This is a genomic window from Cellulomonas sp. T2.31MG-18, assembly GCF_964266755.1.
Lineage (GTDB): Bacteria > Actinomycetota > Actinomycetes > Actinomycetales > Cellulomonadaceae > Cellulomonas.
Window position 1 is genome coordinate 166,083 of record NZ_CAXWGW010000002.1, and the last position, 25,467, is coordinate 191,549.

Sequence of the window (25,467 nt, forward strand, 5' to 3'; positions counted from 1 at the left end):
TGATGCTCGCCGGGTTCACCGCCGGCTGGGTCGACGCGGTGGTCGGCGGCGGTGGGCTGGTGCAGCTGCCGGCGCTGCTGCTGGTGCCCGGCATCACGCCCGTGCAGGCGCTGGCCACCAACAAGGTGGCCGGGATCATGGGCACGTCGGTCAGCGCGCTGACCTACTACCGGCGGGTGCAGCCCGGCCTGTCCACGGCAGGGCCGATGGCGATGACCGCCCTGGCCGGTGCCGCCGGGGGAGCGGCCCTCGCGGGGCTGCTGCCCACCTCGGTGTTCAAGCCGGTCATCCTCGTGGCGCTGGTGCTGGTGGGCGCCTACACGGTGGCGCGGCCCCGGGTGGGACGCGCGACCAAGCTGCGCTGGACGGGCCGCCGGCACCGGGCGGTGGCGCTGGGGCTCGGCCTGGTGCTCGGCGCGTACGACGGCCTGCTGGGCCCCGGCACCGGCTCCTTCCTGGTGATCGCCCTGGTCGGCGTCGTCGGCTACGGGTTCCTCGAGGCGTCGGCGCAGGCGAAGATCGTCAACGTCGCCACCAACCTCGGTGCCCTGCTGGTCTTCACGCTGGAGGGGGCGCCGCTGTGGCGGCTCGGGCTGCTGGTCGGCGGCGCCAACATCGCCGGGGCGTACCTCGGGGCGCGGACGGCGGTGGCGCGGGGCAGCGCGTTCGTCCGCGTCGTCTTCGTCGTCGTCGTGGCCGCTCTGATCGCCCGGCTGGCGGTCGACGTCCTCGGCTGACCAGCGCAGACGCTCCGGCGGGTGCCCGGTGCGGGCCACCGCGTCCGTCATGCGGAAACCCGTCGGTCCGCATCGTGGGCCGACCTAGACTCGCAGGCGCCCCTCGTCCGATCGCGGTCTGATCGCGCAACCCATCCGGAGCGCACCCTCGTGGCCCTCATCGTGCAGAAGTACGGCGGCTCGTCCGTCTCCGACGCCGGCAGCATCAAGCGCGTCGCGAAGCGGGTCGCCGAGGCGAAGCGTGCCGGCAACGACGTGGTGGTGGTCGTCTCGGCGATGGGCGACACGACGGACGAGCTGATCGACCTCGCCCACCAGGTCACGCCGCTGCCGCCCGAGCGTGAGATGGACATCCTGCTGACCGCCGGCGAGCGGATCAGCATGTCCCTGCTCGCGATGGCGATCGACCAGCTCGGCGTCGAGGCGAAGAGCTTCACGGGCCAGCAGGCCGGCGTGATCACCGACGAGACGTACGGCAAGGCGCGGATCATCGACGTCACGCCGAGCCGCATCACCAAGACGCTCGCCAAGGGCCAGGTCGCGATCGTCGCCGGCTTCCAGGGCGTCAACCTGGCCACCAACGACGTGACCACCCTCGGCCGCGGCGGCAGCGACACCACCGCCGTGGCGCTCGCGGCGGCCCTCGAGGCCGACGTCTGCGAGATCTACACCGACGTCGACGGCGTGTTCACGGCCGACCCGCGCATCGTGCCGACCGCCCGCAAGCTCGACCGGATCAGCTACGACGAGATGCTCGAGATGGCCGCCAGCGGCGCGAAGGTGCTCATGCTGCGGTGCGTCGAGTACGCCCGCCGCTACCAGGTGCCGGTGCACGTCCGGTCCTCGTTCTCCACCCACACCGGGACGCTCGTCACCGACGCGCCCGACCCGCACCAGGAGGTTCCCGTGGAGCAGCCGATCATCTCGGGCGTCGCGCACGACCGCTCCGAGGCGAAGATCACGGTGGTCGGCGTCCCCGACGTGCCGGGCAAGGCCGCCAAGATCTTCACGGTGGTCGCCGGCGCCGGCGTGAACATCGACATGATCGTGCAGAACGTGTCCGCGGCCCGCACGGGCCTGACGGACATCTCGTTCACGCTGCCGGCGACGGACGGCAGCGTCGGCATGGCGGCGCTGGCGGAGCACCAGCCGGAGATCGGCTACGCGTCCCTGCAGTACGACGACACCATCGGCAAGCTCTCGCTGATCGGCGCGGGCATGCGCTCGCACCCCGGCGTCAGCGCCAAGCTGTTCGAGGCGCTGTCCGAGGCCGGCGTGAACATCGAGATGATCTCCACCTCCGAGATCCGCATCTCCGTGGTGACCCGGGCCGACTCGCTCGACGAGGCGGTCCGCGCGGTGCACACGGCGTTCGGGCTGGACACGGAGTCGGACGAGGCCGTCGTGTACGGCGGGACGGGGCGGTGAGCGGGATGAGCGGTGTGAACGTCGCAGTGGTCGGGGCCACCGGGCAGGTCGGTGGCGTGATGCGCCGGCTGCTGGCCGAGCGCGAGTTCCCGGTCGCGTCGATCCGGTACTTCGCGTCGGCGCGGTCCGCGGGGCGGACGCTGCCCTGGGGCGACGACGAGATCACGGTCGAGGACGTCGCGACGGCGGACCTGTCCGGCATCGACATCGCCCTGTTCTCCGCCGGCGGGGCGACGTCCAAGGAGCAGGCGCCGCGCTTCGCCGCCGCCGGTGCCCTGGTGGTCGACAACTCCTCCGCCTGGCGCAAGGACCCGCGCGTCCCGCTGGTGGTCAGCGAGGTGAACCCGCACGCGCTCGACGACATCCCGCTGGGCATCGTCGCCAACCCGAACTGCACCACGATGGCCGCGATGCCGGTGCTCAAGCCCCTGCACGACGAGGCCGGGCTGCGCCGTCTGATCGTCTCGACCTACCAGGCCGTGTCCGGGGCCGGGCTCGCCGGTGCGCAGGAGCTCGACTCGCAGGTCCGCGCCGCCGTCGAGGAGGACACCCTCGGGCTGGTGCACGACGGCTCGGCCGTGCACTTCCCCGCGCCGACCAAGTTCCCGCGGACGATCGCCTTCGACGTGGTCCCGTTCGCGGGCAACCTGGTGGACGACGGGCTGCGCGAGACCGACGAGGAGCAGAAGCTCCGCAACGAGTCGCGCAAGATCCTCGAGATCCCGGACCTGCTCGTCTCCGGCACGTGCGTGCGCGTGCCGGTGTTCACCGGTCACTCGCTGTCGGTCAACGCCGAGTTCGAGCGACCGCTGTCCGTCGAGCGTGCCTACGAGCTGCTGGCCGACGCCCCCGGCGTGCAGGTGGAGGACATCCCGACGCCGCTGCTGGCGGCCGGCAAGGACCCGTCGTACGTCGGCCGCATCCGCACCGACGAGGGCGCGCCCGAGGGACGCGGTCTCGCACTGTTCGTGTCCAACGACAACCTGCGCAAGGGTGCCGCGCTCAACGCCATCCAGATCGCCGAGCTGCTGGTCGCCCGCCGCTTCGCCACGGCCTGACGTTCGCGAGGACCGGCCCCGGCACCCGAGGGTGCCGGGGCCGGTCTGCGTCGTGCGGCCGGTGGCCGGGCGCCGACGGCCTCAGGCCCCGGAGGCCACCACCACGGTCATCACCAGGCACAACACGCCGGCGACGACGGCGAACCAGGCCCGGCCGCGGCCGTCGCCGCCGGTCGACGCGCGACGGATCGCGACGATGCCGAGCGCCGCCGACAGCAGCCCGACGACCGCCCCGAACGCGGCCCCGGCCGTTCCGACCATGGCCATGAACCACGCGAAGAGCGCGAAGAGCCCGACGTAGCCGGCGACGATCGACTGCCACGAGCGCCCCACCGGCAGCACTGAGTGCAGACCGTTGCCCGGCCCCATGTCGCTGCCGGCGGGCGCCGGACCATAGGCGGCCGCGGCGTAGGCCCCAGGCGCGTACCCCGGCACGTACGGACCGGACGCGTACGCCGGCACCTGCGCAGCGCGCGCGGCGACCGGCGTCACGTGCTCGGTCCATCGGCTGCCGTCGAACCAGCGGACGACGTTCGGCGTGGACCCGTCCGCATACCAACCCGCGGGTGGAAGCGGCACGCTCATGAGGCACGCGTCGTCCGGTGCCGGCGCGGCCTTGAGCGCCGTCACCCCTCAGTGGGACAGCACCTCGTCCGCCAGCCGGGCCGCGCGGGTGGCGCCCTCGGCGACGGCATCGGCGCAGAGCACCAGCCAGGCGGCGACCCGGTCCGGTTCACCGGTGGCGAAGCCCGCGGCGGTGGCCTGGTACACCAGCGGCGCATCCGCCCAGACGGGCTCTGCGGCGGCGCTCCCGGTCGGGTCGAGGCCGCCCGCGGTGACGGTCAGGCGGGCGACGGCACGGGCGACCACGCCGTTCGCGGCGGTGAACGGCCGCAGCGCCAGGAGCTCGCCGTGCAGCACGGCGGCAACCACCCCGGCAGGGGCGCCGGTGTGGCGGACCAGCTCGGTCAGCATGGCCAGCCGGTGGCCGACCTCCGCACCGGCCGGCGCGGCTCCCAGACCGGCGAGGTCGGCGGTCGGGCGGTCGCCGCGGGGGCGGCCCAGCTCCTCGTCGGGAACCCTGCCCGCCGCCGCGAGGGTGTGCAGCCGCGCGAGCAGCTGGCCCAGCGGGAGCGGGCCGATGGTGCCCCTGCCGTCGCCGACCCGGCTCGGTGCACCGAGGTCCGGCATCAGGCGCTCGACGGCCGCGTGCGTCCGCACCGCACCCCGCACGACGTCGTCCGTCGGCCCCTGTGCGGGCGCTCCGGCGGCCAGCGCCTGCACGTTCTCCACCGGTACCCGCACCCCGTCCAGCGCCGCGCTCGCCCGGGCGGCCTCGAGGCCGGCGCGCACCCGCACCTCGGACCAGCGCCGCCGCATCGCGGGATGCCGGCGCAGCTCGGTGCAGGCGTCCCGGGCCCTGGTGACGGCGGCGGGGACGCCGGGGAGGGCCGCCAGCCCCGCCAGCACGTCGTCAGCGGGCTCGGTCGCGGGGCTCACGGGACCAGTCTGCCGGGCGCCGCGCCGAGCCCCGACGTCCCGCCGGTGGGCGAACGGCCCACCACCCGCACGGTCCGGGACCGTTCAGCGCACATGACGACGGCCCTTGACCAGCACTTCTGCCGGTCAAGGGCCGTCGTCGTCTCCGGGTCGGGGTGGCGGGATTCGAACCCACGACCTCTTCGTCCCGAACGAAGCGCGCTACCAAGCTGCGCCACACCCCGGAGGAACCTGGCAAGGATAGCCGACGCCGCCACGGGCGAGGAAATCGCCTCGGAGGCGCCGGAGCCAGTGCCCTGGCAGCACGACGTCGGGGACGTCGTGCCGCCTGGGACTCAGCGGGGGACGAGCGTGAGCAGGGTCGCCTCGGGACGGACGGCGAACCGCACGGGCGCGTACGGCGAGGTGCCCAGCCCGGCCGAGACGTGCAGCCACATCGAGTCGCCGCCGCCCGGGCGGTCCGGACGTGGGCCGGGCCAGCCGTGCAGACCCTTCGCCCGCCGCGTGTCGAGGTCGGAGTTGGTCACCAGCGCGCCCCAGAACGGCAGACCGAGCTGTCCGCCGTGGGTGTGCCCGGCGATGGCCAGGTCGACGCCGTCGTCGAGCATCGCGTCCAGCACCCGCCGGTACGGCGCGTGGGTGACGCCGACGTGCAGGTCCACCGGGCTCTCGGCGCCCCGCACGTCGTCCGGGCCGCCCGCAGCGGGGAAGCGGTCGCGATCGAGGTGCGCGTCGTCCGTGCCGACCAGCGAGATGCGCCGGCCGTCGACGTCGAGCACGCCCCGGTGGTTGTCCAGGTCCACCCACCCGGCCGAGGTGAACCGGCGCACCAGCTCACGCCACGGCAGCGCCACCGGCTCCACCTGGGCCGTGCGGGCATCCCGCTGCAGGTACCGCGCCGGGTTCTTGGGCTGCGGGGCGACGTAGTCGTTGGAGCCGAGGGCGAAGGCCCCCGGCACCTCCAGCAGCGGCTCGAGCGCCTCGAGCAGCGCGGGCATCGCGTCCAGGTGGGCCCAGTTGTCGCCGGTGTTCACGACGACGTGCGGCCGCGTGGTCGCCAGGTCGCGCACCCAGTCGACCTTGCGCCGCTGACCCGGCGTCAGGTGCAGGTCCGACACGTGCAGCACGCGCAGCGGCGCCTGCCCGGGGGCCAGCACGGGGACGGTGGCCTCCCGCAGGGCGTACCAGTGGACCTCGACGAGGGCGCCCCACGCGAGCGCGCCCGCGCCGGCGAGCGCGAGCGCGCCCGTCGTCCGGCTCAGGGTTCCCATCAGCCCTTGGGACCCGGGCCGCCACCGGGATTCGGGTTGCCGGGACCGGGCTGACCCGGACCCGGTTGCGCGGGCTGGGTCGGTGCGGGTGGTGCCGGTTGCCCGCTCGAGATCACCAACGTGATCGTCGACCCCGGCGTCGCGGTGCCCGTGGGCGACTGGCTCGCCACGGACCCGGCCGCCACCGACGACTGCACCTGGTTCGGCGAGACCTGGACGGTGAACCCGGCGTTCTGCAGCGTCGACGTCGCCTGGTCCTGCGGCTGCCCGACGACGTACGGCACGCCCACCTGCTTGCCGTACAGCTGGTCGCTGCCCACCGCCGGGAAGCTCGGCACGTTCTGGCCGGCCATGATGCGCATCATGAACCGCTTCCACGTCGGTGCCGAGATGTCGGAGCCGAACGGTCCCTGGTAGTACGTCTTGCCGTTGATCGTCTCGCCGTGCAACGTCTGCTGCTGGTTCGTGATCTGGCCGGACCACACCGCCGTGGCGCGGAGCGGCGTGAAGCCGACGAACCACAGCTCCTCGTTCTTGGTCGTGGTACCGGTCTTGCCGGCTGCCGGGAACGGCGGTGCGCCGACGGCCTTGGCCGTGCCGTTCCAGACGTTGCTCATCGCGTAGTCCATCGCGGCGGCGTACTGCGGCTCGACCTTCTGCTGGCAGTCCGCGCTCGGCACGTTGAGCTTGTTGCCGGTCGCGTCCGTGACGCTGGTGATGGCGATCGGCTTGCAGAACACGCCGCCGGAGGCGAACGCGGCGTAGGCGCCGGCCATCATCAGCGGCGACGTCTGCTCCGACCCGAGGATGTTGCCCGCGTACGGCCCGAACGGCACGCCGCCCTGGGGGTCGCCCGAGGCGTCCTTCTCGTTCGGGTCACCGGCGCGCAGCACGCCGAGGTCCGCCGCCCCGTTGACGATGTTGCACAGGTTCAGCTGCAGGCCCATCGCGATGAACGCGGAGTTCACCGAGTTGGCCGTCGCGCTGAGCACCGTCTGGGGGTAGTTCTGGTTGCTCTCGGAGTTGCTGAACTTGTAGACGCCGGACAGCTTGCCCTTGCACGAGGTGAACTGCGACAGGTTGTACTGCAGCGGCGCCGCGTTGACCTTCTCGTTGAGCGAGTGCCCCTGGCGCAGCCATTCCAGCAGCGTGAAGGCCTTGTAGCTCGAGCCGGGGGAGAACCCGCGCGAGCCGCCGTACTCGAAGCTCGTGTTGAAGTTCAGCGCCGTCTCACCCGGGCCGGCGTTCTGCATCGGGTTGTAGACGCGGTTCTCCGCCATCGACGTGATCTTGCCCGTACCGGGCTCGACGGAGACCAGCGCGCTGCCGATGCCCGACGGGTCGTTCACCGGCACGCCGGCCTTGACCTCCTCGTCGGCCGCCGTCTGCTCACCCGGGATCAACGTGGTGGTGATCGTCAAGCCGCCGCGGTACAGCAGGGCCTGCCGGTCGGACTGAGTCTTGCCGAACGCCGGGTCGTTGAGGATCACCTTGGTGACGTAGTCGCAGAAGAAGCCGGAACCGGCGACCGTGTCGTTCGCCGTCATGCAGCCCTGCTTGATCGGCGTGACGTGCAGGGTGTCCTTCAGCGGCGTGGCGACGCCCTTGTCGTGCTCCGCCTGCGTGATGTAGCCCTGCTGGTACATCAGGTCGAGCACGGTGTCCCGGCGGTTCTGGGAGTCGGCCGGGTTGAGCACCGGGTCCCACTTCGTCGGGCTCTGCGTGATCCCGGCGATCGTCGCCGCCTCGAGGTACGTCAGGTCCTTGGCGTGCTTGCCGAAGAAGTACTGCGCCGCCGACTCCACGCCGTAGATCGACGACGCACCGAACTGGGCGATGTTCAGGTACTTCTCGAGGATCTGGTCCTTGGTCATCGTCTTCTCGAGCGTGATCGCCAGCTTCGCCTCGCGCAGCTTGCGCGCCATGCCGGAGGAGCCGGAGTTGTCCCGTGCGTCGGCCAGCGCCTGCGCACGCTGCGCGGGGTCGGGGATCGCGAGCGCCGCCTCGATCAGCACGTTCTTCACGTACTGCTGAGTCAGCGTCGAGGCGCCTTCCTTCTGCCCGATCAAGGTGTTCACCGCGGCCCGCGCCATGCCCTGCACGTCGATGCCCGCGTGCTCGTAGAACCGCTTGTCCTCGACGGAGATGACGGCCTTCTGCATGATCGGGGCGATCTGGTCGAGCGGGACCACCACCCGGTTCTGGTCGTAGAAGGTGGCCAGCACCTTGCCGTCCGCCGTCAGGATGGTCGACTTCTGCGGCAGCGCGGCCTGCTCGAGCTCGGTGGGCAGCCCGTCGAAGGCCTTGACCGTCATGCTCGTGGTGCCGCTCGCGACCGCCACCGCGGGCAGCGCGAGGCCCGCGGCCAGCACGCCGCCGACGCCGGCGACGAGCACCAGCGCCAGGAACAGGGCCAACGCCTGGCCGGGCCGGATGAAGCGACCGTGCGTACGGGGCGAGCGGGCAGGGGACGCCATGCCCGCCAGGGTAACGGCGACACCTGACCCGTTCCCGTGGACCTCCCCGTGCGAGCCGGGTCTGCACGGTATGTGCACACCGCAGGACGGCCCGCGCACGGCGGGGACGTTGGTCCCGGTTACCTGTGCTGGACAGCAAGATCAGGACGTTCGTGGCATCACGGACACACCTGGACGCTCGTCTGGTAGCGCTTCCACGCTTCTCACCAGGCAGGATGACCCGAACGGCGGCTCGTCAAGCGGTACTACTCCCCGGTACGGTCCCCCACCAGGGGGCACTCGGGGGGGTGCCCGCGTGACAAGGAGGTGCGCGATGGCCTGGACATCGCGGGAGGGCCACTGGACCGCGTCGGCAGCCTGCGGCAAGGGCAAGCTGGCGCCGGACGCCCTGTTCGTCGAGGGGTCGGCGCAACGCGACGCCCGGTCGGTGTGCAGCACGTGCCCGGTACGGCTGGAGTGCCTGGCCGACGCGCTCGACAGCCGGATGGACTTCGGGGTGTGGGGCGGCATGACCGAGCGGGAGCGGCGCGCGCTGCTGCGTCGTCGCCCGGAGGTCCGCTCGTGGCGCAGCGAGCTCGCCACCGCCGGCGACGTGCGCTGACGGCGCAGCCGAGGTCCGGTGCCGCACCGCTGGCGGACAGCGGCGGGCGCGCACCGGACCGGCGTCGGGCCGTCGCCTAGGGTGGGTGCATGGCCACTGCCTGGGAGTACGCGACCGTCCCGCTGATCGTCCACGCCACCAAGGCGATCCTCGACCAGTGGGGGGTGGACGGCTGGGAGCTGGTCACGGTCCTGCAGGGCCAGGACGGCAACCTCGTCGCCTACCTCAAGCGGCCGCGGGAGGCCTGATGTCCGTCGCCGACCGTCTGGCCGAGCTGGGCCTGCAGCTGCCGTCCTCCGCCGCGCCCGTCGGCGCCTACGTGCCCGCGGTGCGCACCGGCTCGTACGTGTGGACGTCCGGCCAGCTGCCGTTCGTCGCCGGCGGGCTGACCGTCACGGGGATCGTCGGGCTGACGCCCGGTCAGGTCACGCCGCCGGCCGCCACGGAGCAGGCGCGCATCGCGGCGCTGAACGCGCTCGCTGCCGTCGGGAGCCTGCTGGCCGGTCCCGGTGGGGACGCCGTCGCGGCCCTGGACCGGGTGGTGCGGGTGGTCAAGGTGGTCGGGTTCGTCGCGAGCGACCCGACGTTCACCGGTCAGCCGGCCGTGCTGAACGGTGCGAGCGAGCTGCTGCACGCGCTGCTCGGCGACGCGGGCGTGCACGCGCGCTCGGCGGTCGGCGTCGCGGCGCTGCCGCTGGGTGCGCCGGTCGAGGTGGAGCTGGTCGTCGAGGTCGCCTGACCGGCGGCGCTCAGCGAGCGCGCCGCTCCAGGCGGTCGACGTCGAGCAGCACCACGGCACGGCCCTCTCGACGGACCCACCCGCGCGCGGCGAAGTCGGCCAGCGCCTTGTTCACCGTCTCGCGGGACGCGCCGACCAGCTGGGCCAGCTCCTCCTGCGTCAGGTCGTGCGCCACGCGGATGCCGTCGTCGACCGGTCGGCCGAACCGGCTCGACAGGTCCAGCAGCGCCTTGGCCACACGGCCCGGCACGTCGGAGAACACCAGGTCCGCCAGCGCCTCGTTGGTGCGGCGCAGCCGGCGAGCCAGCGCCTGCAGCAGGTGCTCGGCGACCGCCGGGGTGGACGCCAGCCAGGTCTGCAGGTCGTGGTGGCCCATCTCCAGCACCACGGCGTCGGAGATCGCGGTGGCGGTGGCGGTGCGTGTGCCCGGGTCGAACAGCGAGAGCTCGCCGATCATCTCGCCGGGGCCCAGCACGGCCAGCAGGTTCTCGCGGCCGTCGCTGGAGCGGGTGCCCAGCTTGATCTTGCCCTCGCGGATCACGTAGAGCCGGTCGCCCGGCTCACCCTCGTGGAACAGCACGTCCCCGCGGCCGACGTCGATGCTCTTCATCGACGCGATCAGCGTGCGCGCGGAGTCCGGCTCGAGGCCCGCGAAGAGCGGGGCGGTCAGCACCACGTCGTCAGCCACGATCAGTCCACCTTCCCGCAGGCGCCGAAGGGACGGCGTCAGCGCTCAGTCTGCCCCATGGCGGTCGCGCAGGTCAGTTGCGGGACTCGTGCTCCGGGACGGGTCCCAGCACGGCGTCCGGCTGCCCCGCCAGGTGCCCGATCAGCCGCTCGGTGGCGGCCGCCAGGGCGGCGTCGACACCGTCCTGGTACCGCACCAGCCGGCTGTCCAGCGCCCGGAGTGCGGTGAGCTGGTCGAGGTGGGTGCCGGAGCGGTGGCCACCCAGCACCGCCTCGAGCTCGTCGGGTCGCGGCACGTCCAGGCCGACGTCGAGGGGCAGCTGGAAGGCGAGCTCCTCGCCGAGCGGCTGCGGACCGACGGCCCGCGCGACGAGGAGGTCGAGGCGGGCGCGGACCAGCCGCCGCCACCAGCCGACCCGGGACCGCTCGGCGCGCAGGGCGCGGTGGTCGAGCCGGAGGGTGTGGACGTCGAGCACGTGCTGCGTGGTCACCGCACCTCCGTCCCGTGGTCTCCTGGTGTCTGATTCGGGACATCGGCCCCCCGACTTGAGCGGGACCACCCGGACACCCGTCCAGATTCACTCGGGCGGACGCACCGCTGCCCCCGTGTGCAGGGCCGGTTCCCCCGGACGGCCGAACGTGTGGGCCGACGCGGGAGCAGGCCGCCCGGCGGCCGTGTCGGAGCCGCCGCGTAACCTGCGACGGTGACCCTGGTTCCCGACGAGTCCACGCTCGCGCGCACCCGCCGAGCACGTCGCATCGACCGCGCGTTGGCGGTCCACTTCCCCGACGCGCACATCGAGCTGGACTTCCGCACGCCGTTCGAGCTGCTGGTCGCCACCGTCCTGTCGGCGCAGACCACGGACGTGCGCGTCAACCTGACCACCCCGGCGCTGTTCGCACGGTTCCCGGACGCCGCCGCGATGGCGGCGGCGGACCCGACCGAGCTCGAGGAGATCCTGCGGCCCACTGGGTTCTTCCGGGCCAAGACGCGCGCCGTGATCGGCATCGGCCAGGCGCTGGTCGAGCGGTTCGGCGGTGAGGTGCCCGGCCGGATGAAGGACCTGGTGACGCTGCCGGGGGTGGGGCGCAAGACGGCGAACGTCGTGCTCGGCAACGCGTTCGGCGTGCCCGGCCTGCCGGTGGACACCCACGTGCTGCGGCTGTCCGGCCGGCTCGGCCTCACCGAGAGCGACGACCCGGTGCAGGTGGAGCAGGACCTGTGCGCCCTGCTGCCGCGCAAGGACTGGACGATGGCCTCGCACCACCTGATCTTCCACGGCCGCCGGATCTGCTTCGCGCGCAAGCCCGCGTGCGGCGCGTGCCCGGTGTTCGCGCTGTGCCCGTCGGCCGGCATGGGGGAGAACGACCCGGTCAAGGCCGCGGCGATGGTGAAGGGCTGACCCGGGGACGGGACGCCCCGGAGCGCGAGGCCGGGGACGGCCCGACGGGAGCGTCGTGGGGTGGGACGAGGGTCTCGGCGAGCCTCAGACGAGGGTCTCGTCGAGCCAGTCCAGGAGCAGGGCGGTGAGCCGCTCGGGCGCCTCGTCGGACACGTAGTGACCCACGCCGCGCAGCAGCTCGTAGCGGTAGGGGCGGGCGAGCGCCGCAGCCGTCGACCTGTGCAGGGCGGCAGCCGCCGGGGTGCACACCCCGTCGCGGTCACCGTGCACCTGCAGCGTCGGCAGCGGCCGCGCGCGCTCGAACGCGGCGAGGTACCGGCGTCCGTCCAGCCGGGGGCGGGACCGCAGCAGCCACCGGACCTGCTCCAGCTGGCTGTGGGCGGCGAACGGCACCCGCAGCGCCCTGGTGTACGCCTCGACCGCCTCCGCGTCGGGGCGGCCCCGACCGCCGCTGAGCCCCGTGAGCAGGCGGGCTGCGAGGTCGCCCTCCGTCAGCGCCCGCTCCGGGACGGACGGCAGCTGCACGTAGGCCAGACGACGGGCCGCCGCGGGGCGCACCGTGGTGGGACCGACGTCGAGCGGGTGCGGGCAGGACAGCGCCGCGACGGCGCGCACCGCGTCCCCGTGCAGGGCGGCGGTGGCCCAGGCGAGCTGACCGCCGGTGCCGGCGCCGACCAGCACGGCCTGGCCGGCACCGAGGGACCGGATCACCCCGGCGACGTCCGTGGCCAGCGTCGGGGCGTCGTAGCCGTGCGGCGGCTTGTCCGACCCGCCGGTGCCGCGCACGTCCATCGCGGCGACCCGGTACCCGGCCTCTGCCAGCGCCGGCAGCTGGTGACGCCAGGCCCACCAGTAGGTGAGCACGTCGTGCAGCAGCACCACCAGCGGGGCGTCCCGCTCGTCCGGCCCCGCCAGCGCCACGTGGAACCGCGCGCCGTTGGCCGGAACGAAGCGGTGCTCCCACGGGCCGTCGACGGCGAGCTCGGCGGAGTCGACGGTGCTCATCGGCACGAAACCTACCCGCTGACCGACCGGCGGCGCCGTCGGTGCACCCGGTCCCGCCACGCCAGGGTGCTGCCGCCCAGCACGGCCGCCACCGCGGAGGCCGCGAGCACCGCGACCACCACGTGCTCGTCGTGCGGGCTCCCGGAGCCGAACGCAAGGCCGCCCACCAGGAGCGAGACCGTGAACCCGATCCCGCCCACCAGCCCGACCCCCAGCACGTCGGCCCAGCCCAGCGCCGGTGCGAGGGTGGCACGCGTGAACCGGGCGACGGCCCAGGTGGCGGCGAGGATGCCCAGCGGCTTGCCCAGCACCAGGCCCGCCGCCACGCCGACCGCGACGGGATCGTGCGACGCGGCACGCAGCACGTCGCCCGAGACGGTCACCCCCGCCGCCGCCAGCGCGAACACCGGCACCGCGACGCCGGCCGACAGGGGACGCCAGCGGTGCTCCCACCGCTCCGCGGTCGACGCCGCATCGGGCGCCGCGCCGGCCGGGAGGCTCGTCGGCGCGCTGAGCCCCAGCAGCACGCCCGCGATGGTCGCGTGCACACCGGACGCGTGCAGCAGGGCCCACGCCGTCAGGGCGAGCGGAAGCAGCAGCCACACCGGCGGGCGCGCTCGGCGGGCCAGCACCGCGAACAGGGCGACCGCACCGAGTGAGCCGAGCAGGGGGAGCACGGACAGCGAACGGGCGTAGAAGACCGCGATGACGACGATCGCCAGCAGGTCGTCCACCACCGCGAGCGTCAGCAGGAAGGCGCGCAGGGAGGCGGGCAGCGAGCGTCCCACCAGGGACAGCACCCCGACGGCGAAGGCGATGTCCGTGGCCGTCGGCACGGCCCAGCCGACCGGCCGGCCGTCCGCCGACGTCAGGTTGACGGCCAGGTAGACGAGCGCGGGCACGGCCATGCCGCCGACGGCGGCCACGGCGGGCACCACCGCGGTCGCGGGTCGGCGCAGCTCGCCGGTCACCAGCTCGCGCTTGAGCTCCAGCCCGACGACGAAGAAGAACACCGCCAGCAGCCCGTCGGTCGCCCACTGCCCGAGCGTCAGGTGCAGGTGCACCGCCGCGGGCCCGACCGCGGTCGCCCACGTCGAGCGGTAGCCGGCCGGCCACAGCTGCGCCCACCCGAGCGCGAGGGCCGTCGCGACGAGCAGCAGCACGGCGCCGGTCCGCTCGTCGCGCAGCGTGTCGAGCAGGTTCCGCTCCCCACCGGGGGTGAGGGCGGCGAAGAGTCGGCGGTGCTCACGCGGTGCGCGGCCGGCACCGACCGGCTGGACGCGCGCGCGCTCAGGTGTGGGACGCGGGTGCATCTCGCGGCGGGGCGGCACGGGGACCTCCGGGGTCGGCAGCAGGACGCCGACCAGGCTTCCCGGCACACCGCCAGCCAGGCTACCGGTGGAAAGCGACTACAGGCCGGCGGTCTCCGTCAGGCCGGAGCGGTCGTCGGCGCCGCGTCGGGCCTCCTTCGGCGGGTCGAACCGGTAGCCGACGTTGCGCACCGTGCCGATCAGCTGCTCGTGCTCGGGGCCGAGCTTGGCCCGCAGGCGCCGCACGTGGACGTCGACCGTGCGGGTACCCCCGTAGTAGTCGTAGCCCCACACCTCCTGGAGCAGCTGGGCGCGGGTGAACACCCGGCCCGGATGCTGCACCAGGTACTTGAGCAGCTCGAACTCCTTGTAGGTCAGGTCGAGCGGCTGGCCGCGCAGCCGGGCGGTGTACCCGCCGGCGTCGATGGTCAGCTCGCCGGCGCTGATCTCCAGCGGTGCGTCCTCGTAGGCGGCGGTCGCCGCGCGCTCCATCACCAGGCGGAAGCGGGTCTCCACCTCGGCCGGGGTCGCGTTCTCCAGCACGATGTCGTCAGCGCCCCACTCGGCGGTCACCACGGTGAGGCCGCCCTCGGTCAGCACCAGGATCAGCGGGACCGTCAGGCCGGTGGCGCGCAGCAGCCGGCACGTGGTGCGCGCCGTCACCAGGTCACGGCGCGCGTCGAGCACGACGATGTCTGCGTCCGGGGCGTCCACGAGAGCGGACGGTTCCACCGGTAGGACCCGCACCCGGTGCGACAGCAGGCCGAGTGCGGGCAGCACCTGCGCGGACCCCCCGGACGCCGGAGTGAGGAGCAGCAGGTCTGCCACCAGGACCTCCAGGCGCGCGAGTGAGCACACGGTACCGCGCGCTGCGCAGGCGTATGTCGAGCCGTCCGCGGCACGGCATCTGCGAGAATCCCAGCGTGCTGACCCCCGCCCCCGCGCCGGTGCCTGCGCTCGGCGGCCCTGCGCAGGTGGTGGCGCGATGACCATCGCCACCCGGTCGGTGGCCACGGCCGCCCTCGCGGCTGCGGTCGCGCTCGCCGGCTACCTGCACCCGACGGCCCTGGTGGGGGCGGGTTTCGTGCTCGTGGTGCTGCTGGCGCTCGGCTGGCCGTGGCTCGCCCGGCTGCCCTTCCCGCCCGGCTCGTCGGCCGTGATCGGCCTCGCCGGCGCCGGTGCGCTGTACGCCGTCGCGTTCGTCACGGCGTCGTCGGACCTGTCCGCGCTGTCCATCGCGATGGCCGGGGCGCTGCTGCTGGCCTTCGTCAACGAGCTGCTGCGCCGCGACGGGCGCGTGCGGATGGTCGAGTCGGTGTCCGGCACGGCGGCCGGTGCCGTGATCGCGTTGACCGCCTCCGGATGGGCGGCGGCCGACGCGCTGTCCGGTGGACCGACGCTGGTGGTCACCGGCGCGGTGGCGCTCGCGGTCGGCTCCGCGGTGTCCGCCCTGGCTGTCGCGCGGTGGCTGAGCGCGGTCACCACCGTGCTCTCGGCCGCCGGGGTCGGTGCGCTGGTCAGCATCCCGCTCGCCTCGTTCAGCCCGGCCGTCGGCGCGCTGCTGGGCGGTGCGGTGGGCGTGCTGGTCGCCGCGATGGACGCCCTGTTCGACGGGATGCCGGAGCTGCGGCGGCGGATGCCGGCGCTGGCCGCGATCGCCCTGCCCGTGTGCGTGACCGGCATGGTGCTGTACGTGGTCGGACGGGTGCTGGTCCGGTGACCGTGGCCCGCGTGGTGCTGGTCGTGGCGGTGCTCGCCGCGGCGGTCCTGGTGGGCCTGGCGTGGCAGCGGCGCAACGGCCGGTTCACCGCGGTGCCGGCGGCGGTGCTGGCGGCCGCCGACCTGACCGACGGGCCGCACGTCCACGGACCTGGCGTTGAGCGCCTGACGAGCGCGGAGATCGGCGTGGAGCCCGGGACGCGTGCGACCTTCGTCCAGCTGTCCAGCGAGGTGTGCACGCCCTGCCGGCGCACCCACGCGGTGCTCGCCGATCTCGCCGCTCAAGAAGCTGGTGTCCGGCATGTGGACCTGGACGTCGCGCAGCACCTGGACCTCGTGCGACGCTTCGACGTGATGCGTACCCCGACCGTCCTGCTGATCGACGGCGCCGGTGTCGTCGTCGGGCGGATGTCCGGGGCGACCGACCGGCGTCAGGCGCTCGCTGCCCTGGAGGCCTGCCCGCCTCCGGCCGACGGCTGTCCGCGCGGGACCACCGCCGGCTGAGCCCCGCTGCGGCGGAGGCGTCCGGCCCCGCCGCGGTCCCGCTGCACGTGCCCTGCACGTCCACCGCCCCCGGCATCGGATGGTCCCGGCCCCGCGCCCTGGCGCACTGCGCCCCGCACCAGCCCCCGGAGAACCCCCATGAGCACGTCCACCACCTCTGTGCAGGCACCCGCCGGGATCGACCCCCGCGGGCCCCGCTTCGGCGCGGCGCTCACCGCCGTGCTGCTCGTCGCCGTCCTGCTGCTCGGCACCGGCACCGCGGCCACCGTCGTCCTCGCCCTCGTCGCCGCGGGGTTCGCCCTCGGCGTTGCGCGCGGGGTCGGCCGCACGTGGCAGGGCGCCGTCTACCGGCGGCTGGTCGCGCCGCGGCTCGCCCCGCCGACCGAGCGCGAGGACCCGCGGCCCCCGCGGTTCGCCCAGCTCGTCGGGCTGGTGGTCACCGGTGCCGGGCTGCTGGTCGCGGTGCTCGGCGCCCCGCTCGGTGTGACGGTCGGCGCGGCGCTCGCCCTGGTCGCGGCGTTCCTCAACGCGGCGTTCGGGCTGTGCCTCGGGTGCGAGCTGTACCTGCTGGGCCTGCGGCTGCGGTCGGCGCGCTCGGCCTAGCCCGGCCTGTCAGTAGACGAGGGCCTGGGCGCCCTCGGCGACGATCTCCTCCACGAACACGGGCGCCCCGGCGATCCGGACGCCCGGCAGCACGTCGTCCGCGGTGATGCCGCGCCGGACGGCGCACTGGGTGCACACCGTGACGCGGCCGTCGGCCAGCAGCAGCTCGAGCAGCTCCGGCAGCGGTGTGGCGTGCGCCAGCTCCAGCTCGGCCGCCCGGCCGGGCACGGCGAACCAGCTCGCCTCGCCGGTGAGCCACAGGCTGACGTCGGCACCGGCTGCGACGGCCGCGGCCGCGACCGTGAACGCCTGGTTCGCCGCCTCGGGGCGGTCGGTGCCGGACGTGGACTTGATCACCAGGGAGCGCGTCACCGGCACAGGCTAGCCAGGCCGGCGCGGGCGTCGCCGTGCCGGGTCGGGCCACGTCGCCCGCGGTCGTGGGCATATCCGCACGTCGTCGTCGGTTGGCCCCCGACGGAGCCACCTCACGGAGCCACCTCACCGAGCCACCTCACCGAGCCATCCCCGACGAAAGGCCGACCCATGCGAGCGATCGTCTTCACCCGTCCCGGCGCCAGCGACGTGCTGCAGCTCGTCGACCGGGAGGTCGCCACGCCCGGTGCCGGCGAGGTGCGGGTGCGGGTGGTGCGGTCGGCCGTGAACCCGACGGACTGGAAGGCCCGGAGCGGATCGACCGGTTCGCGGCTGGCGTTCGACGAGGTGGTGCCGAACCAGGACGGCGCCGGCGTGGTCGACGCGGTCGGCGAGGGTATCGACGGCCTGGCGGTCGGTGACCGGGTGTGGCTGATGCTCGCCCAGCACCAGCGGCCCACCGGGACGGCGCAGGAGCTGACCGTGCTGCCGGTCGACCGGGTGCACCGGCTGCCCGAGGGCGCGAGCTTCGACCTCGGCGCGGACCTCGGCGTGCCGGCGGTGACGGCGCACCGCGCGCTGACCACCCTGGAGGACGGCCCTCGCAGGCTGGCGGCCGGTGCGCTGGCCGGGCGGACCGTGCTGGTCGCCGGCGGTGCGGGAGCCGTCGGCAACGCGGCGATCCAGCTCGCCCGGTGGGCGGGCGCGACGGTGGTCACCACGGTGAGCAGCCCGGAGAAGGCGGCGCTCGCGACGGCCGCCGGCGCTCAGCACACCGTGGACTACCGGCGCGAGGACGTGGCGCGGGCGGTGCGCGCGATCGCACCGGAGGGCGTCGACATCGTCGTCGAGGTGGCGCCGGTGCAGAACCTCGAGACCGACCTGGCGCTGATCCGGCCGCGCGGGACCATCTCGATCTACGCGAACAACGGCGGCGACCAGCTCACGTTCCCGGTACGCGGCATGTTCTCCACGAACGTGCGTCTGCAGGGGGTGCTGCTCTACACCGTCGGGGCCGCGGCGCTCGCGGCGGCCGCCGAGGACGTCACCGCCGCCGTGGCGGACGGTGCCTTCGGCATCGGCGAGGAGCACGGCCTGCCGCTGCACCACTACCCGTTGGAGCAGACGGCCGCGGCGCACGACGCCGTCGAGGGCGGCATCGTCGGCAAGGTGCTGATCGACGTCGCCGAGGGCTGACGCAGCGCTGCGGCGCTGCGGCGGTGAGCCGGTGACCGCACCGTCGCAGCGCGCGGCCGTGCGTCCGGGGAGCAGACCAGGCGTCGTTACGATGGGCCCATGTCCGGGCTCGAGATCTTCTTCATCTCCCTGCTCGCCGTCACCACGCTGGCGATCGGGTGGTTCGCGGCGCTGTCCGTCTACAAGCTGTACCAGGGCCAGCGCTGAGCAGGCCCTGACCGGGACGCCTGCGTCCCACGTCCGCACCGACCGCCGTCCGTCAGGGAGGCACCATGCCCTTCGTGCTGCCTGAGGGTCTGGCACCCGAGGTCTACCCGCTCGCGTGGCTGGTGGGCCGCTGGCGCGGTGAGGGCGTGCTCGCCTACCCCGGGGTCGAGGAGGCGGCGTTCACGCAGGAGCTCGAGGTCACCAGCGACGGCGGCCCGTACCTGGCGTACCGGTCGAGCATCCGGCTGGTGGTGGCGCCCGACGACCTGACGGCCCTCGAGACGACGCCGGAGCCGGCAGGGCACGAGGCGGCCACAGCCCCGGACGCACCGCCCAGCACGCCGACGGAGCACACCGGGCCGGTGTGGTCGTCGGAGGTCGGGTACTGGCGGGTGCCGCCGGAGCCGTCGGTCGAGCTCGCCGAGGGGCAGCACCCGGTGGAGCAGCTGGTGGCGGACCCGTCCGGGCACGTGGCGGTGTACGTCGGCGCCGTGGGCAACGGGCGGATCGACCTGGTCAGCGACCTGGTGGCGCGCACCGCGACCGGTGCCGAGGTGTCCGCCGGACGGCGGCTGTACGGCCTGGTGCACGGCGAGCTGATGTGGGCGCACGACGTGGCGGCGTTCGGCCAGCCGCTGCAGTCGTACTCCTCCGGCCGGCTGACCCGCGTGGAGGAGTGAGCGATGTCCGACCAGCTGCCAGCGGTGCAGACCCCGAGCGGTAGCACCGAGCCGACGCCGGCCGCCGAGCCCCGGCATCGCAGCCCGCTGCTGGACCGGCGCGGCGCCGTCCCGGCGGGCGGTGCGGACGCCGGGGTCGCGTGGCACTACGGCGACCCGGTCGCCGAGCAGCGTGCCCTCGAGCGCGGCGGTGCCGTGGTGGACTCCTCGAACGTCGGCGTGGTGCGGGTCGCGGGTCCGGACCGCCTGAGCTGGCTGCACTCGATCACCTCGCAGGACGTGGAGCGCCTCGCACCGCGGACCTCCACCGAGCTGCTGGTGCTGGACCCGCAGGGGCACGTGGAGCACGCCGCCGGCGTGGTGGACGACGGCGAGGCCACCTGGCTGCTCACCGAGACGCCGGTCGAGCTGGCAGCGTGGCTGGATCGGATGCGCTTCATGCTGCGCGTCGAGGTCGCCGACGTGACCGACGGGTGGGCGGCGATCGGTGAACCGGTCGACGCGGAAGGCCTGGCGGACGAGCCCGTGACGTGGCGGGACCGGTGGCCGCACGTCGCGGCGGGCGGCACCCGGTACGGACCGCCCGACGACGAGCACCCGGGCGCCGAGCGGCCGTGGCGGCTGGTGCTCGTCCCGCGGGAGCGGCTGGCCGACGAGGTGGCGGCCCGCGAGGCCGCCGGCGCGGTGCTGGCCGGTACGTGGGCCACCGAGGCGCTGCGGGTGGCGGCCTGGCGGCCGCGGTTCTCGCACGAGGTCGACCACCGGACCATCCCGCACGAGCTCGACTGGCTGCGCACGGCGGTGCACCTGCACAAGGGCTGCTACCGCGGCCAGGAGACCGTGGCCCGCGTGCACAACCTCGGCCGTCCGCCGCGGCGGCTGGTGATGCTGCACCTCGACGGGTCCGGCCACCTGCTGCCGGAGGCCGGTGCCGTGGTCCGCACCCTCGACGGCCGCGAGGTGGGGACCGTCACCACCGTGGCGCGGCACCAGGAGCTGGGGCCGGTGGCGCTCGCGGTGGTGAAGCGGTCCGTGCCCGCGGAGGACGAGCTGCGGGTGGACGGTCCGGCCGAGCCGGTCGCCGCCGGGCAGGAGCAGGTGGTGCCCGGCGACGGCGTCTCGGCGGACCGTCCGGCCCCGCGCGGGCCGGTGGCCCGAGGTCTCGGCCCGCACGTCTCGCTGTGAGCGAGGCGTCCGCGGGACCGGCGCGGCAGGCCGGAACCGCGCGGCGGACGGGGCTGCGGGACCTGCGGGTGACGGCCGAGGCGCGCGCCCGCCAGGGCTGGGCCCGGGTGCACGCGTCCTGGTTCTGGATCCTGCAGGCCGCCGTCGCCGGAACCATCGCGTACGCCGTGGCCTTCTACGCCTTCGGCCACGCGCACCCCTTCTTCGCCCCCGTCAGCACGTGGGTGGCCCTGGGCTTCTCGCGGGACCGGTCGACGCGGCGGGTGGCCGAGCTGGCGGTCGGCGTGGCGCTCGGCGTCGGGTTCGGCGAGCTGATGGTGCGGCTGATCGGCTCGGGCATCTGGCAGATGGGCGTGGTGCTGGCGGTGTCCGCCCTGGTGGGCCGCTTCGTCGACCGGGCGCCGCTGATCACCACGCAGGCCGGCGTGCAGGCGATCGTCATCATGACCCTCCCGGCGCTGACCGGCGGACCGTTCGGCCGGTGGGTGGACGCGGTCGTCGGCGGGGTGATCGGCCTGGTCGTCGTGGTGCTCACGCCGACGGACCCGCGCCGGCACCTGCACCGGCAGGCTCGCGCGGCCACCGAGGAGCTCGCGGGGATGCTGCACACCCTGGCCAGGGGCCTGCGCACCGGCACGGTGGCCGACGTGGAGGACGCGCTCCTGCGCGGCCGCACCTCCCAGCCGGCCCTGGACGAGTGGCGTGAGTCGGCCGGGACCGCCCGCGACCTCGCTCGGGTGTCCCCGGCGACCTGGCGGCACCGTGACGAGCTGACGCGGTCCGTGTCCGCCGCGGTGCTGCTGGACCGGGCGGTGCGCAACGCGCGGGTGCTGATCCGCCGGGCGGTGACCGCGGTCGAGGACGGGCAGCGCACCGAGCTCGCCGGTGAGCTGCTCGAGGCGGTGGCGCGTGCGGCGGACGCGCTGGCCGAGGCGTTCGGCGCCGGCCGTGACCCGGCGCGGGCCCGTGCGGCGCTCCGCGCGGTGGCCGAACGGCTGGACCCGTACGCGATGGGGTCGGACGACTGGCAGGCGCAGAGCCTGGTGCTGCTGGCCCGGTCGCTCGTCGTCGACCTGCTCGAGGCCGCCGGGACGGACCCGGCGGAGGCGCGGGCCGTCCTGCCGGAGCTGTAGGAGCTGTAGGACGGCACCGTAGGCTCGGCCCGTGACTGCCATCGGCACCGTGCAGCTCGGTCTCTTCCTCGTCTTCTTCGTGGCGATCCTCGCGCTGACCGTCTGGGCTTTGGTCGACTGCCTGACCCGTCCCGCCCGGGCGTTCCCCGCCGCGGACAAGCGGACCCGGCCGTTCTGGGCAGGCATCCTCACGGCCGCCGTGGTGGTGGCGTTCCTCGCGGTGCCGCTCGGGTTCGCACCGAGCAGCTTCTTCCAGTTCCTCGCGCTGCTCGCCGCCGTGGCGGCCGTCGTGTACCTGGTGGACGTCCGGCCCGCGGTGCGGCCGTACTCCGGTCGTGGACCGCGCGGCGGCTCGTCCCGCGGGGGCTGGTGACGCGTGCGCGCGGTGGTGCAGCGGGTGACGCGCGCCCGCGTGACGGTGGGCGGTGAGGTGGTCGCCGCGATCGACGAGCCGGGGCTGGTGGTGCTGGCCGGCGTGACGCCCGGTGACGGCCCCGCGCAGGTGGACCTGATCGCCCGGAAGGTGGCGGACCTGCGCATCCTGCGCGACGAGCGGTCGGCTGCCGAGGTGGGGGCGCCGGTGCTGGTGGTCAGCCAGTTCACGCTGTACGCCGACACCCGCAAGGGCCGGCGGCCGACGTGGAACGCCGCAGCGCCGGGGCCGGTGGCCGAGCCGGTGGTGGACTCCCTGGTCGCGGCGCTGCGTGAGCGCGGGCTCCGCGTGGGCACCGGTGTGTTCGGCGCCGACATGGCGGTGGAGCTGGTGAACGACGGCCCGGTGACGATTCTGCTGGAGTCCGAGCCGACGAGTCCGGAACGAGCCCGGACATGAGGAAAGGCCCCTCGGAGTAAGCGTCCGGGGGGCCCTCCTCTGATCGCAGGTCCCTTTGCTCATCGGTCACCCGATGGGGACGCCGCTGCGACGCTGCGGCTCCGTCCCGCTGCGACGGGATCCGGCGAACCGGTCCTCCGCGAACGGGGCGACTGCGATCGACCGCCCGGTCCGTGACAGCCCTCGCGTCGTCGCCGCGAGTCGTCGGGTTTCCCCGCCGATCTGGCCGTCCGTTCTCCGGTCGGTCCGATCCTCGACGACCTGTCTCCGTCGGTGGGATCTCCCCGGGGGGAGTCTCTCTCCGTCGGTTCTCGGTGCCGAGGCCGATGAGTGATTTCTAGTCCCGCCTTGACGACCCCACAAGGGGTTCTGGAGAGCAACTTTGTGCACAGTTGACCTCACAGGTCTGTGCACAGGACGACCTGCGCGAACGCTGGTCAGGCACAGGGCTGTGGACGGAATTTGTGGACAGTTCGCGTGTCGTTCACCCGCTCGGCCGCAGGCCGTCCCTAGCCTTGGTCGCGGTACAGGCCCCTCGGAGTAAGCGTCCGAGGGGCCTCGCCATGTCCGGGCAGCATCGCGGCGCGCGCCGCCCGGGCTCCCCACCACGCGACGCGAGCCAGCACGGCCGCCGTGGGCAGCTCGACCAGCACGGCCATCGCGACCGCCTGCCACAGCTCCACCCGCGTGGTGGACGTCATCACGTCGAACCACGCGTCGAGCACGAAGAGCGGGACGCTCAGCGCGGCGCTGAACGCCGACACCCAGTGGCCGCGGCGCAGCGCGACACCGGTCACCAGCAGCCCCAGCACCTCCAGCGAGTCGACCACCACCCAGGTCAGCTGCCAGCTGCCCAGCCCGGTCCACGCCGCGGACCAGGACTGCCGCAGGGCGGACGGCGGCAGGGAGCTGCCCAACCAGCACGCCCACGCGGAGAGGGCCGCGGCCCCCACGACGAGCACGACGCCGAGGCGCCGGACGGCCGACGAGGCGACGTCGGGTCCGAGCGGGGCGGCGGTGCGAGGCACGTCGTCCACCCTCACCTGCGGCCTGCGACGGCGGAATCGGGGTGTCCCCCCATCGCACCCCGGATCCTGGGAGCCCCGCCTCAGGGGGTAGACCCCCGGAGCCGGGCGGCCGCGGTGCCCGGCGGAGGTCGGAGCGGATGACCGACGGCGCCGGACGGGCGACGATGGGCAGGTGCAGCTCGAAGCGGTCCGGGGGGACATCACCACGGAGCACGTCGACGCGATCGTGAACGCGGCGAACTCGTCGCTGCTGGGCGGCGGCGGTGTCGACGGCGCCATCCACGCCGCGGCGGGTCCGCGGCTGCTCGCCGCGTGCCGCGAGCTGCGGGCCACCACGCTGCCGAAGGGCCTGCCCGTAGGCGACGCCGTCGCCACGCCCGGGTTCGACCTGCCGGCGCCGTGGGTGGTCCACACCGTCGGTCCCAACCGGCACGCCGGCCAGGACGACCCCGAGCTGCTGGCGTCGTGCTTCCGCCGCTCGCTCGACGTCGCGGCCGAGGTCGGCGCGGCGAGCGTCGCGTTCCCCGCGGTCAGCGCCGGGGTGTACGGCTGGGACGTGACGCAGGTGGCCCGGGTGGCGGTCGCCACCGTGCGGGAGTGGGGCCGGACGCACCAGGGCGGTCCGGGCACGGTGCGGTTCGTGCTGTGGAACGACGCGGCGCTCCGTGCGTTCGCCACCGCGCTGGAGGACTGACCTCGGCGCCGGCCGCGTCCCGCCTTCGGGCGGTCAGCCCCGCAGCGCCTCCACGGCGGCCGTGACGTCCTCGTCGTCGTTCCACACGTGGAACGACAGGCGTGCACAGCCGCCCCGTGCCGCTGCTCTGAGCCCGGCCCCCGCCAGGCGCGCACCGGCGGACCCGTCGGGGTCCGGCAGGGAGACGATGGCGCTCCCGGCCGGCTCGAGGTCCAGGCCGGCGCGCAGGGCGTCGGCGAGCGCGACGTCGTGGCGGCGGACGGCATCGGCCACCGGCCCGGCCAGCTCGTCGGCGAACGCCTCGAGGGCGGGGGTCGCACCGAGCCAGCACAGCCATGCCGGGGAGAGGTCGAAGCGCCGGGAGTCGTCCGCCAGGCGCAGGTCGTGGCCGTAGACGGACGACCACACGTCCGCACCGGCGTACCAGTTGGCGTGCACGGGCCGTAGCCGGTCGCGGGCCTCCGGGCCGGCGGTGAGGAACGTGACGCCGCGCGGCGCGCACAGCCACTTGTAGGCGCTGGTCACCGTGACGTCGAAGCGGGTGGCGTCCACCGGCAGCCAGCCGGCCGCCTGGGTCAGGTCGACGACGGTGAGCGCGCCGACCCGGTGGGCGGCCTCGACCACGGCGTCGGTGTCGGCGATCGCGCCGTCGTGCGACTGGACCAGGGAGAACGCCACCACATCCGTGCTCGGGCCGATCCGGTGGGCGAGCTCGGCGAGCGGCACGGCGCGCACGCGGAGGTCGGTGCGGACGAGGAACGGGTACGTGACGGACGTGAAGTCGCCCTCGACGGTGAGCACCTCCGCCCCCGCGGGGAGGCTGGTGGCGACCATGCCGACCAGGGCCGCCGTCTGGGCCGCGACCGCGACGTCGGACGTGGGGACGCCGACGATCCGGGCGAACGCCGCGCGGCTGGCGGCGACCGCGGCGTCGTAGTCGGCGAGGTCGTGCTCGGCACGGCTCCAGCGCTCGACGCCGTCGACCAGCGCGGCGACCGTGCCGGCCACGGGCAGCCCGCACGTGGCGGCGTTGAGGTACCCGCGGGTCGGCGCGAAGCGGGCGCGGAGGGTGTCGAGCGTCATGACGACGAGCGTCC

29 protein-coding genes and 1 tRNA gene are annotated in these 25,467 nt (G+C 74.4%); 17 read left to right on the forward strand and 13 right to left on the reverse strand.

The annotated features are described in order from the left end of the window. Window positions 1–2: 2 nt before the first annotated feature. The 3 genes from ACFQTY_RS08575 (at window position 3) to ACFQTY_RS08585 (ending at window position 3,223) form a co-directional block, all read left to right on the forward strand. A complete protein-coding gene (locus tag ACFQTY_RS08575) occupies window positions 3–737 on the forward strand; it encodes a sulfite exporter TauE/SafE family protein (RefSeq protein ID WP_378100703.1) in 735 nt (244 codons plus the stop codon). Between the two features lie 150 nt (window positions 738–887). Continuing rightward, entirely contained in the window at window positions 888–2,165 is a 1,278-nt protein-coding gene (locus ACFQTY_RS08580; RefSeq protein WP_378099416.1) for an aspartate kinase, read from the forward strand. Window positions 2,166–2,170: 5 nt separating this feature from the next. Continuing rightward, a complete protein-coding gene (locus ACFQTY_RS08585; protein WP_378099418.1) occupies window positions 2,171–3,223 on the forward strand; it encodes an aspartate-semialdehyde dehydrogenase in 1,053 nt (350 codons plus the stop codon). An 81-nt stretch (window positions 3,224–3,304) separates the two neighbouring features. Here the strand turns inward: ACFQTY_RS08585 and ACFQTY_RS08590 are convergent, their stop codons facing one another. The 5 genes from ACFQTY_RS08590 to ACFQTY_RS08610 all read right to left on the reverse strand — a co-directional run bounded on the left by ACFQTY_RS08590 (window position 3,305) and on the right by ACFQTY_RS08610 (window position 8,471). Then, window positions 3,305–3,808, reverse strand: a complete 504-nt coding sequence (locus ACFQTY_RS08590; RefSeq protein ID WP_378099420.1) for a DUF2510 domain-containing protein — start codon at window positions 3,806–3,808, stop codon at window positions 3,305–3,307. Between the two features lie 48 nt (window positions 3,809–3,856). Beyond that, the gene (locus ACFQTY_RS08595; protein ID WP_378099422.1) at window positions 3,857–4,723 is read right to left on the reverse strand and encodes a cell filamentation protein Fic; all 867 of its coding nucleotides are present in this window, start codon (window positions 4,721–4,723) and stop codon (window positions 3,857–3,859) included. A gap of 150 nt (window positions 4,724–4,873) precedes the next feature. Continuing rightward, window positions 4,874–4,947: transfer RNA gene (locus tag ACFQTY_RS08600), tRNA-Pro, on the reverse strand. Window positions 4,948–5,058: 111 nt separating this feature from the next. Then, a complete protein-coding gene (locus tag ACFQTY_RS08605; RefSeq protein WP_378099424.1) occupies window positions 5,059–5,994 on the reverse strand; it encodes a metallophosphoesterase in 936 nt (311 codons plus the stop codon). Continuing rightward, entirely contained in the window at window positions 5,994–8,471 is a 2,478-nt protein-coding gene (locus ACFQTY_RS08610; protein ID WP_378099426.1) for a transglycosylase domain-containing protein, read from the reverse strand. Before ACFQTY_RS08610 ends, ACFQTY_RS08605 begins: the two co-directional genes overlap by 1 nt. Before the next feature lie 313 nt (window positions 8,472–8,784). Here ACFQTY_RS08610 and ACFQTY_RS08615 point away from each other — a divergent pair, with 313 nt between their 5' ends. The 3 genes from ACFQTY_RS08615 (at window position 8,785) to ACFQTY_RS08625 (ending at window position 9,811) form a co-directional block, all read left to right on the forward strand. After that, complete coding sequence (locus ACFQTY_RS08615) at window positions 8,785–9,072, forward strand: WhiB family transcriptional regulator (RefSeq protein ID WP_291761174.1); 288 nt, start codon at window positions 8,785–8,787, stop codon at window positions 9,070–9,072. An 89-nt stretch (window positions 9,073–9,161) separates the two neighbouring features. Then, the gene (locus ACFQTY_RS08620; RefSeq protein ID WP_263731390.1) at window positions 9,162–9,320 is read left to right on the forward strand and encodes a hypothetical protein; all 159 of its coding nucleotides are present in this window, start codon (window positions 9,162–9,164) and stop codon (window positions 9,318–9,320) included. Then, a complete protein-coding gene (locus tag ACFQTY_RS08625) occupies window positions 9,320–9,811 on the forward strand; it encodes a RidA family protein (protein ID WP_378099429.1) in 492 nt (163 codons plus the stop codon). The genes ACFQTY_RS08620 and ACFQTY_RS08625 overlap by 1 nt, the downstream gene beginning before the upstream one ends. A 10-nt stretch (window positions 9,812–9,821) precedes the next feature. Here the strand turns inward: ACFQTY_RS08625 and ACFQTY_RS08630 are convergent, their stop codons facing one another. Continuing rightward, on the reverse strand, window positions 9,822–10,499 hold the full coding sequence (locus tag ACFQTY_RS08630) for a Crp/Fnr family transcriptional regulator (protein ID WP_291761181.1): 678 nt from the start codon (window positions 10,497–10,499) through the stop codon (window positions 9,822–9,824). A 73-nt stretch (window positions 10,500–10,572) separates the two neighbouring features. Then, window positions 10,573–10,989 carry a hypothetical protein gene (locus ACFQTY_RS08635; RefSeq protein WP_291761183.1) on the reverse strand — a complete coding sequence of 139 codons (417 nt, stop codon included), beginning with the start codon at window positions 10,987–10,989 and terminating at the stop codon, window positions 10,573–10,575. Window positions 10,990–11,202: 213 nt separating this feature from the next. Here ACFQTY_RS08635 and nth point away from each other — a divergent pair, with 213 nt between their 5' ends. After that, window positions 11,203–11,901, forward strand: coding sequence for an endonuclease III (gene nth, locus ACFQTY_RS08640; protein ID WP_378099432.1), 699 nt, complete (start codon window positions 11,203–11,205; stop codon window positions 11,899–11,901). Window positions 11,902–11,985: 84 nt separating this feature from the next. On the opposite strand, the gene ACFQTY_RS08645 is transcribed toward nth, so the two are convergent. The 3 genes from ACFQTY_RS08645 to ACFQTY_RS08655 are packed head-to-tail and all read right to left on the reverse strand — an operon-like array spanning window position 11,986 to window position 15,044. After that, a complete protein-coding gene (locus ACFQTY_RS08645) occupies window positions 11,986–12,906 on the reverse strand; it encodes an alpha/beta fold hydrolase (RefSeq protein ID WP_378099434.1) in 921 nt (306 codons plus the stop codon). An 11-nt stretch (window positions 12,907–12,917) separates the two neighbouring features. Further along, entirely contained in the window at window positions 12,918–14,285 is a 1,368-nt protein-coding gene (gene nhaA, locus ACFQTY_RS08650; RefSeq protein WP_378099436.1) for a Na+/H+ antiporter NhaA, read from the reverse strand. A gap of 30 nt (window positions 14,286–14,315) precedes the next feature. Next, entirely contained in the window at window positions 14,316–15,044 is a 729-nt protein-coding gene (locus ACFQTY_RS08655) for a response regulator transcription factor (RefSeq protein ID WP_291761188.1), read from the reverse strand. A gap of 157 nt (window positions 15,045–15,201) precedes the next feature. Between ACFQTY_RS08655 and ACFQTY_RS08660 the strand changes: the two genes are divergently transcribed. The 3 genes from ACFQTY_RS08660 (at window position 15,202) to ACFQTY_RS08670 (ending at window position 17,042) form a co-directional block, all read left to right on the forward strand. After that, complete coding sequence (locus tag ACFQTY_RS08660) at window positions 15,202–15,936, forward strand: hypothetical protein (RefSeq protein WP_378099439.1); 735 nt, start codon at window positions 15,202–15,204, stop codon at window positions 15,934–15,936. Further along, window positions 15,933–16,439 (forward strand): thioredoxin family protein, encoded by a 507-nt coding sequence (locus ACFQTY_RS08665; protein WP_378099441.1) that lies wholly within the window; start codon window positions 15,933–15,935, stop codon window positions 16,437–16,439. The genes ACFQTY_RS08660 and ACFQTY_RS08665 overlap by 4 nt, the downstream gene beginning before the upstream one ends. A gap of 138 nt (window positions 16,440–16,577) precedes the next feature. Further along, window positions 16,578–17,042, forward strand: coding sequence for a DUF4395 domain-containing protein (locus tag ACFQTY_RS08670; RefSeq protein ID WP_378099443.1), 465 nt, complete (start codon window positions 16,578–16,580; stop codon window positions 17,040–17,042). A 9-nt stretch (window positions 17,043–17,051) separates the two neighbouring features. Here ACFQTY_RS08670 and ACFQTY_RS08675 read toward each other — a convergent pair whose 3' ends face one another. Continuing rightward, entirely contained in the window at window positions 17,052–17,414 is a 363-nt protein-coding gene (locus tag ACFQTY_RS08675) for a DsrE family protein (protein WP_378099445.1), read from the reverse strand. A 171-nt stretch (window positions 17,415–17,585) separates the two neighbouring features. Between ACFQTY_RS08675 and ACFQTY_RS08680 the strand changes: the two genes are divergently transcribed. The 6 genes from ACFQTY_RS08680 (at window position 17,586) to dtd (ending at window position 22,648) form a co-directional block, all read left to right on the forward strand. Beyond that, a complete protein-coding gene (locus tag ACFQTY_RS08680) occupies window positions 17,586–18,611 on the forward strand; it encodes an NADPH:quinone reductase (RefSeq protein WP_378099447.1) in 1,026 nt (341 codons plus the stop codon). Between the two features lie 272 nt (window positions 18,612–18,883). Beyond that, window positions 18,884–19,498: an FABP family protein gene (locus tag ACFQTY_RS08685; RefSeq protein WP_378099449.1), complete on the forward strand. Its 615-nt coding sequence runs from the start codon at window positions 18,884–18,886 to the stop codon at window positions 19,496–19,498. 3 nt (window positions 19,499–19,501) lie between these two features. Further along, window positions 19,502–20,683 (forward strand): YgfZ/GcvT domain-containing protein, encoded by a 1,182-nt coding sequence (locus tag ACFQTY_RS08690; protein WP_378099451.1) that lies wholly within the window; start codon window positions 19,502–19,504, stop codon window positions 20,681–20,683. Next, on the forward strand, window positions 20,680–21,816 hold the full coding sequence (locus tag ACFQTY_RS08695) for an aromatic acid exporter family protein (RefSeq protein WP_378099453.1): 1,137 nt from the start codon (window positions 20,680–20,682) through the stop codon (window positions 21,814–21,816). Before ACFQTY_RS08690 ends, ACFQTY_RS08695 begins: the two co-directional genes overlap by 4 nt. A gap of 31 nt (window positions 21,817–21,847) precedes the next feature. Continuing rightward, window positions 21,848–22,189 (forward strand): DUF2516 family protein, encoded by a 342-nt coding sequence (locus tag ACFQTY_RS08700; RefSeq protein ID WP_291761207.1) that lies wholly within the window; start codon window positions 21,848–21,850, stop codon window positions 22,187–22,189. Window positions 22,190–22,192: 3 nt separating this feature from the next. Continuing rightward, window positions 22,193–22,648 carry a D-aminoacyl-tRNA deacylase gene (dtd, locus tag ACFQTY_RS08705; RefSeq protein ID WP_378099455.1) on the forward strand — a complete coding sequence of 152 codons (456 nt, stop codon included), beginning with the start codon at window positions 22,193–22,195 and terminating at the stop codon, window positions 22,646–22,648. A gap of 509 nt (window positions 22,649–23,157) precedes the next feature. Here dtd and ACFQTY_RS08710 read toward each other — a convergent pair. Further along, window positions 23,158–23,676 carry a hypothetical protein gene (locus ACFQTY_RS08710; protein ID WP_378099457.1) on the reverse strand — a complete coding sequence of 173 codons (519 nt, stop codon included), beginning with the start codon at window positions 23,674–23,676 and terminating at the stop codon, window positions 23,158–23,160. Window positions 23,677–23,848: 172 nt separating this feature from the next. On the opposite strand from ACFQTY_RS08710, the gene ACFQTY_RS08715 reads away from it, so the two are divergent. Continuing rightward, complete coding sequence (locus tag ACFQTY_RS08715) at window positions 23,849–24,370, forward strand: O-acetyl-ADP-ribose deacetylase (protein WP_378099459.1); 522 nt, start codon at window positions 23,849–23,851, stop codon at window positions 24,368–24,370. 33 nt (window positions 24,371–24,403) lie between these two features. Here the strand turns inward: ACFQTY_RS08715 and ACFQTY_RS08720 are convergent, their stop codons facing one another. After that, on the reverse strand, window positions 24,404–25,453 hold the full coding sequence (locus ACFQTY_RS08720; protein WP_378099461.1) for an aminotransferase class V-fold PLP-dependent enzyme: 1,050 nt from the start codon (window positions 25,451–25,453) through the stop codon (window positions 24,404–24,406). Between the last annotated feature and the right edge of the window lie 14 nt (window positions 25,454–25,467).

What these genes read in the sequence shown, in the direction of transcription:
- ACFQTY_RS08670 (WP_378099443.1), top strand. Translation starts at nt 16,578, where the DNA reads ATGAGCACGTCCACCACCTCTGTGCAGGCACCCGCCGGGATCGACCCC.
- ACFQTY_RS08590 (WP_378099420.1), bottom strand. Translation starts at nt 3,808, where the DNA reads ATGAGCGTGCCGCTTCCACCCGCGGGTTGGTATGCGGACGGGTCCACG.
- ACFQTY_RS08625 (WP_378099429.1), top strand. Translation starts at nt 9,320, where the DNA reads ATGTCCGTCGCCGACCGTCTGGCCGAGCTGGGCCTGCAGCTGCCGTCC.
- ACFQTY_RS08615 (WP_291761174.1), top strand. Translation starts at nt 8,785, where the DNA reads ATGGCCTGGACATCGCGGGAGGGCCACTGGACCGCGTCGGCAGCCTGC.
- ACFQTY_RS08585 (WP_378099418.1), top strand. Translation starts at nt 2,171, where the DNA reads ATGAGCGGTGTGAACGTCGCAGTGGTCGGGGCCACCGGGCAGGTCGGT.
- ACFQTY_RS08620 (WP_263731390.1), top strand. Translation starts at nt 9,162, where the DNA reads ATGGCCACTGCCTGGGAGTACGCGACCGTCCCGCTGATCGTCCACGCC.
- ACFQTY_RS08660 (WP_378099439.1), top strand. Translation starts at nt 15,202, where the DNA reads ATGACCATCGCCACCCGGTCGGTGGCCACGGCCGCCCTCGCGGCTGCG.
- ACFQTY_RS08610 (WP_378099426.1), bottom strand. Translation starts at nt 8,471, where the DNA reads ATGGCGTCCCCTGCCCGCTCGCCCCGTACGCACGGTCGCTTCATCCGG.
- ACFQTY_RS08680 (WP_378099447.1), top strand. Translation starts at nt 17,586, where the DNA reads ATGCGAGCGATCGTCTTCACCCGTCCCGGCGCCAGCGACGTGCTGCAG.
- ACFQTY_RS08575 (WP_378100703.1), top strand. Translation starts at nt 3, where the DNA reads ATGCTCGCCGGGTTCACCGCCGGCTGGGTCGACGCGGTGGTCGGCGGC.
- ACFQTY_RS08645 (WP_378099434.1), bottom strand. Translation starts at nt 12,906, where the DNA reads ATGAGCACCGTCGACTCCGCCGAGCTCGCCGTCGACGGCCCGTGGGAG.
- ACFQTY_RS08605 (WP_378099424.1), bottom strand. Translation starts at nt 5,994, where the DNA reads ATGGGAACCCTGAGCCGGACGACGGGCGCGCTCGCGCTCGCCGGCGCG.
- ACFQTY_RS08685 (WP_378099449.1), top strand. Translation starts at nt 18,884, where the DNA reads ATGCCCTTCGTGCTGCCTGAGGGTCTGGCACCCGAGGTCTACCCGCTC.
- ACFQTY_RS08720 (WP_378099461.1), bottom strand. Translation starts at nt 25,453, where the DNA reads ATGACGCTCGACACCCTCCGCGCCCGCTTCGCGCCGACCCGCGGGTAC.
- ACFQTY_RS08690 (WP_378099451.1), top strand. Translation starts at nt 19,502, where the DNA reads ATGTCCGACCAGCTGCCAGCGGTGCAGACCCCGAGCGGTAGCACCGAG.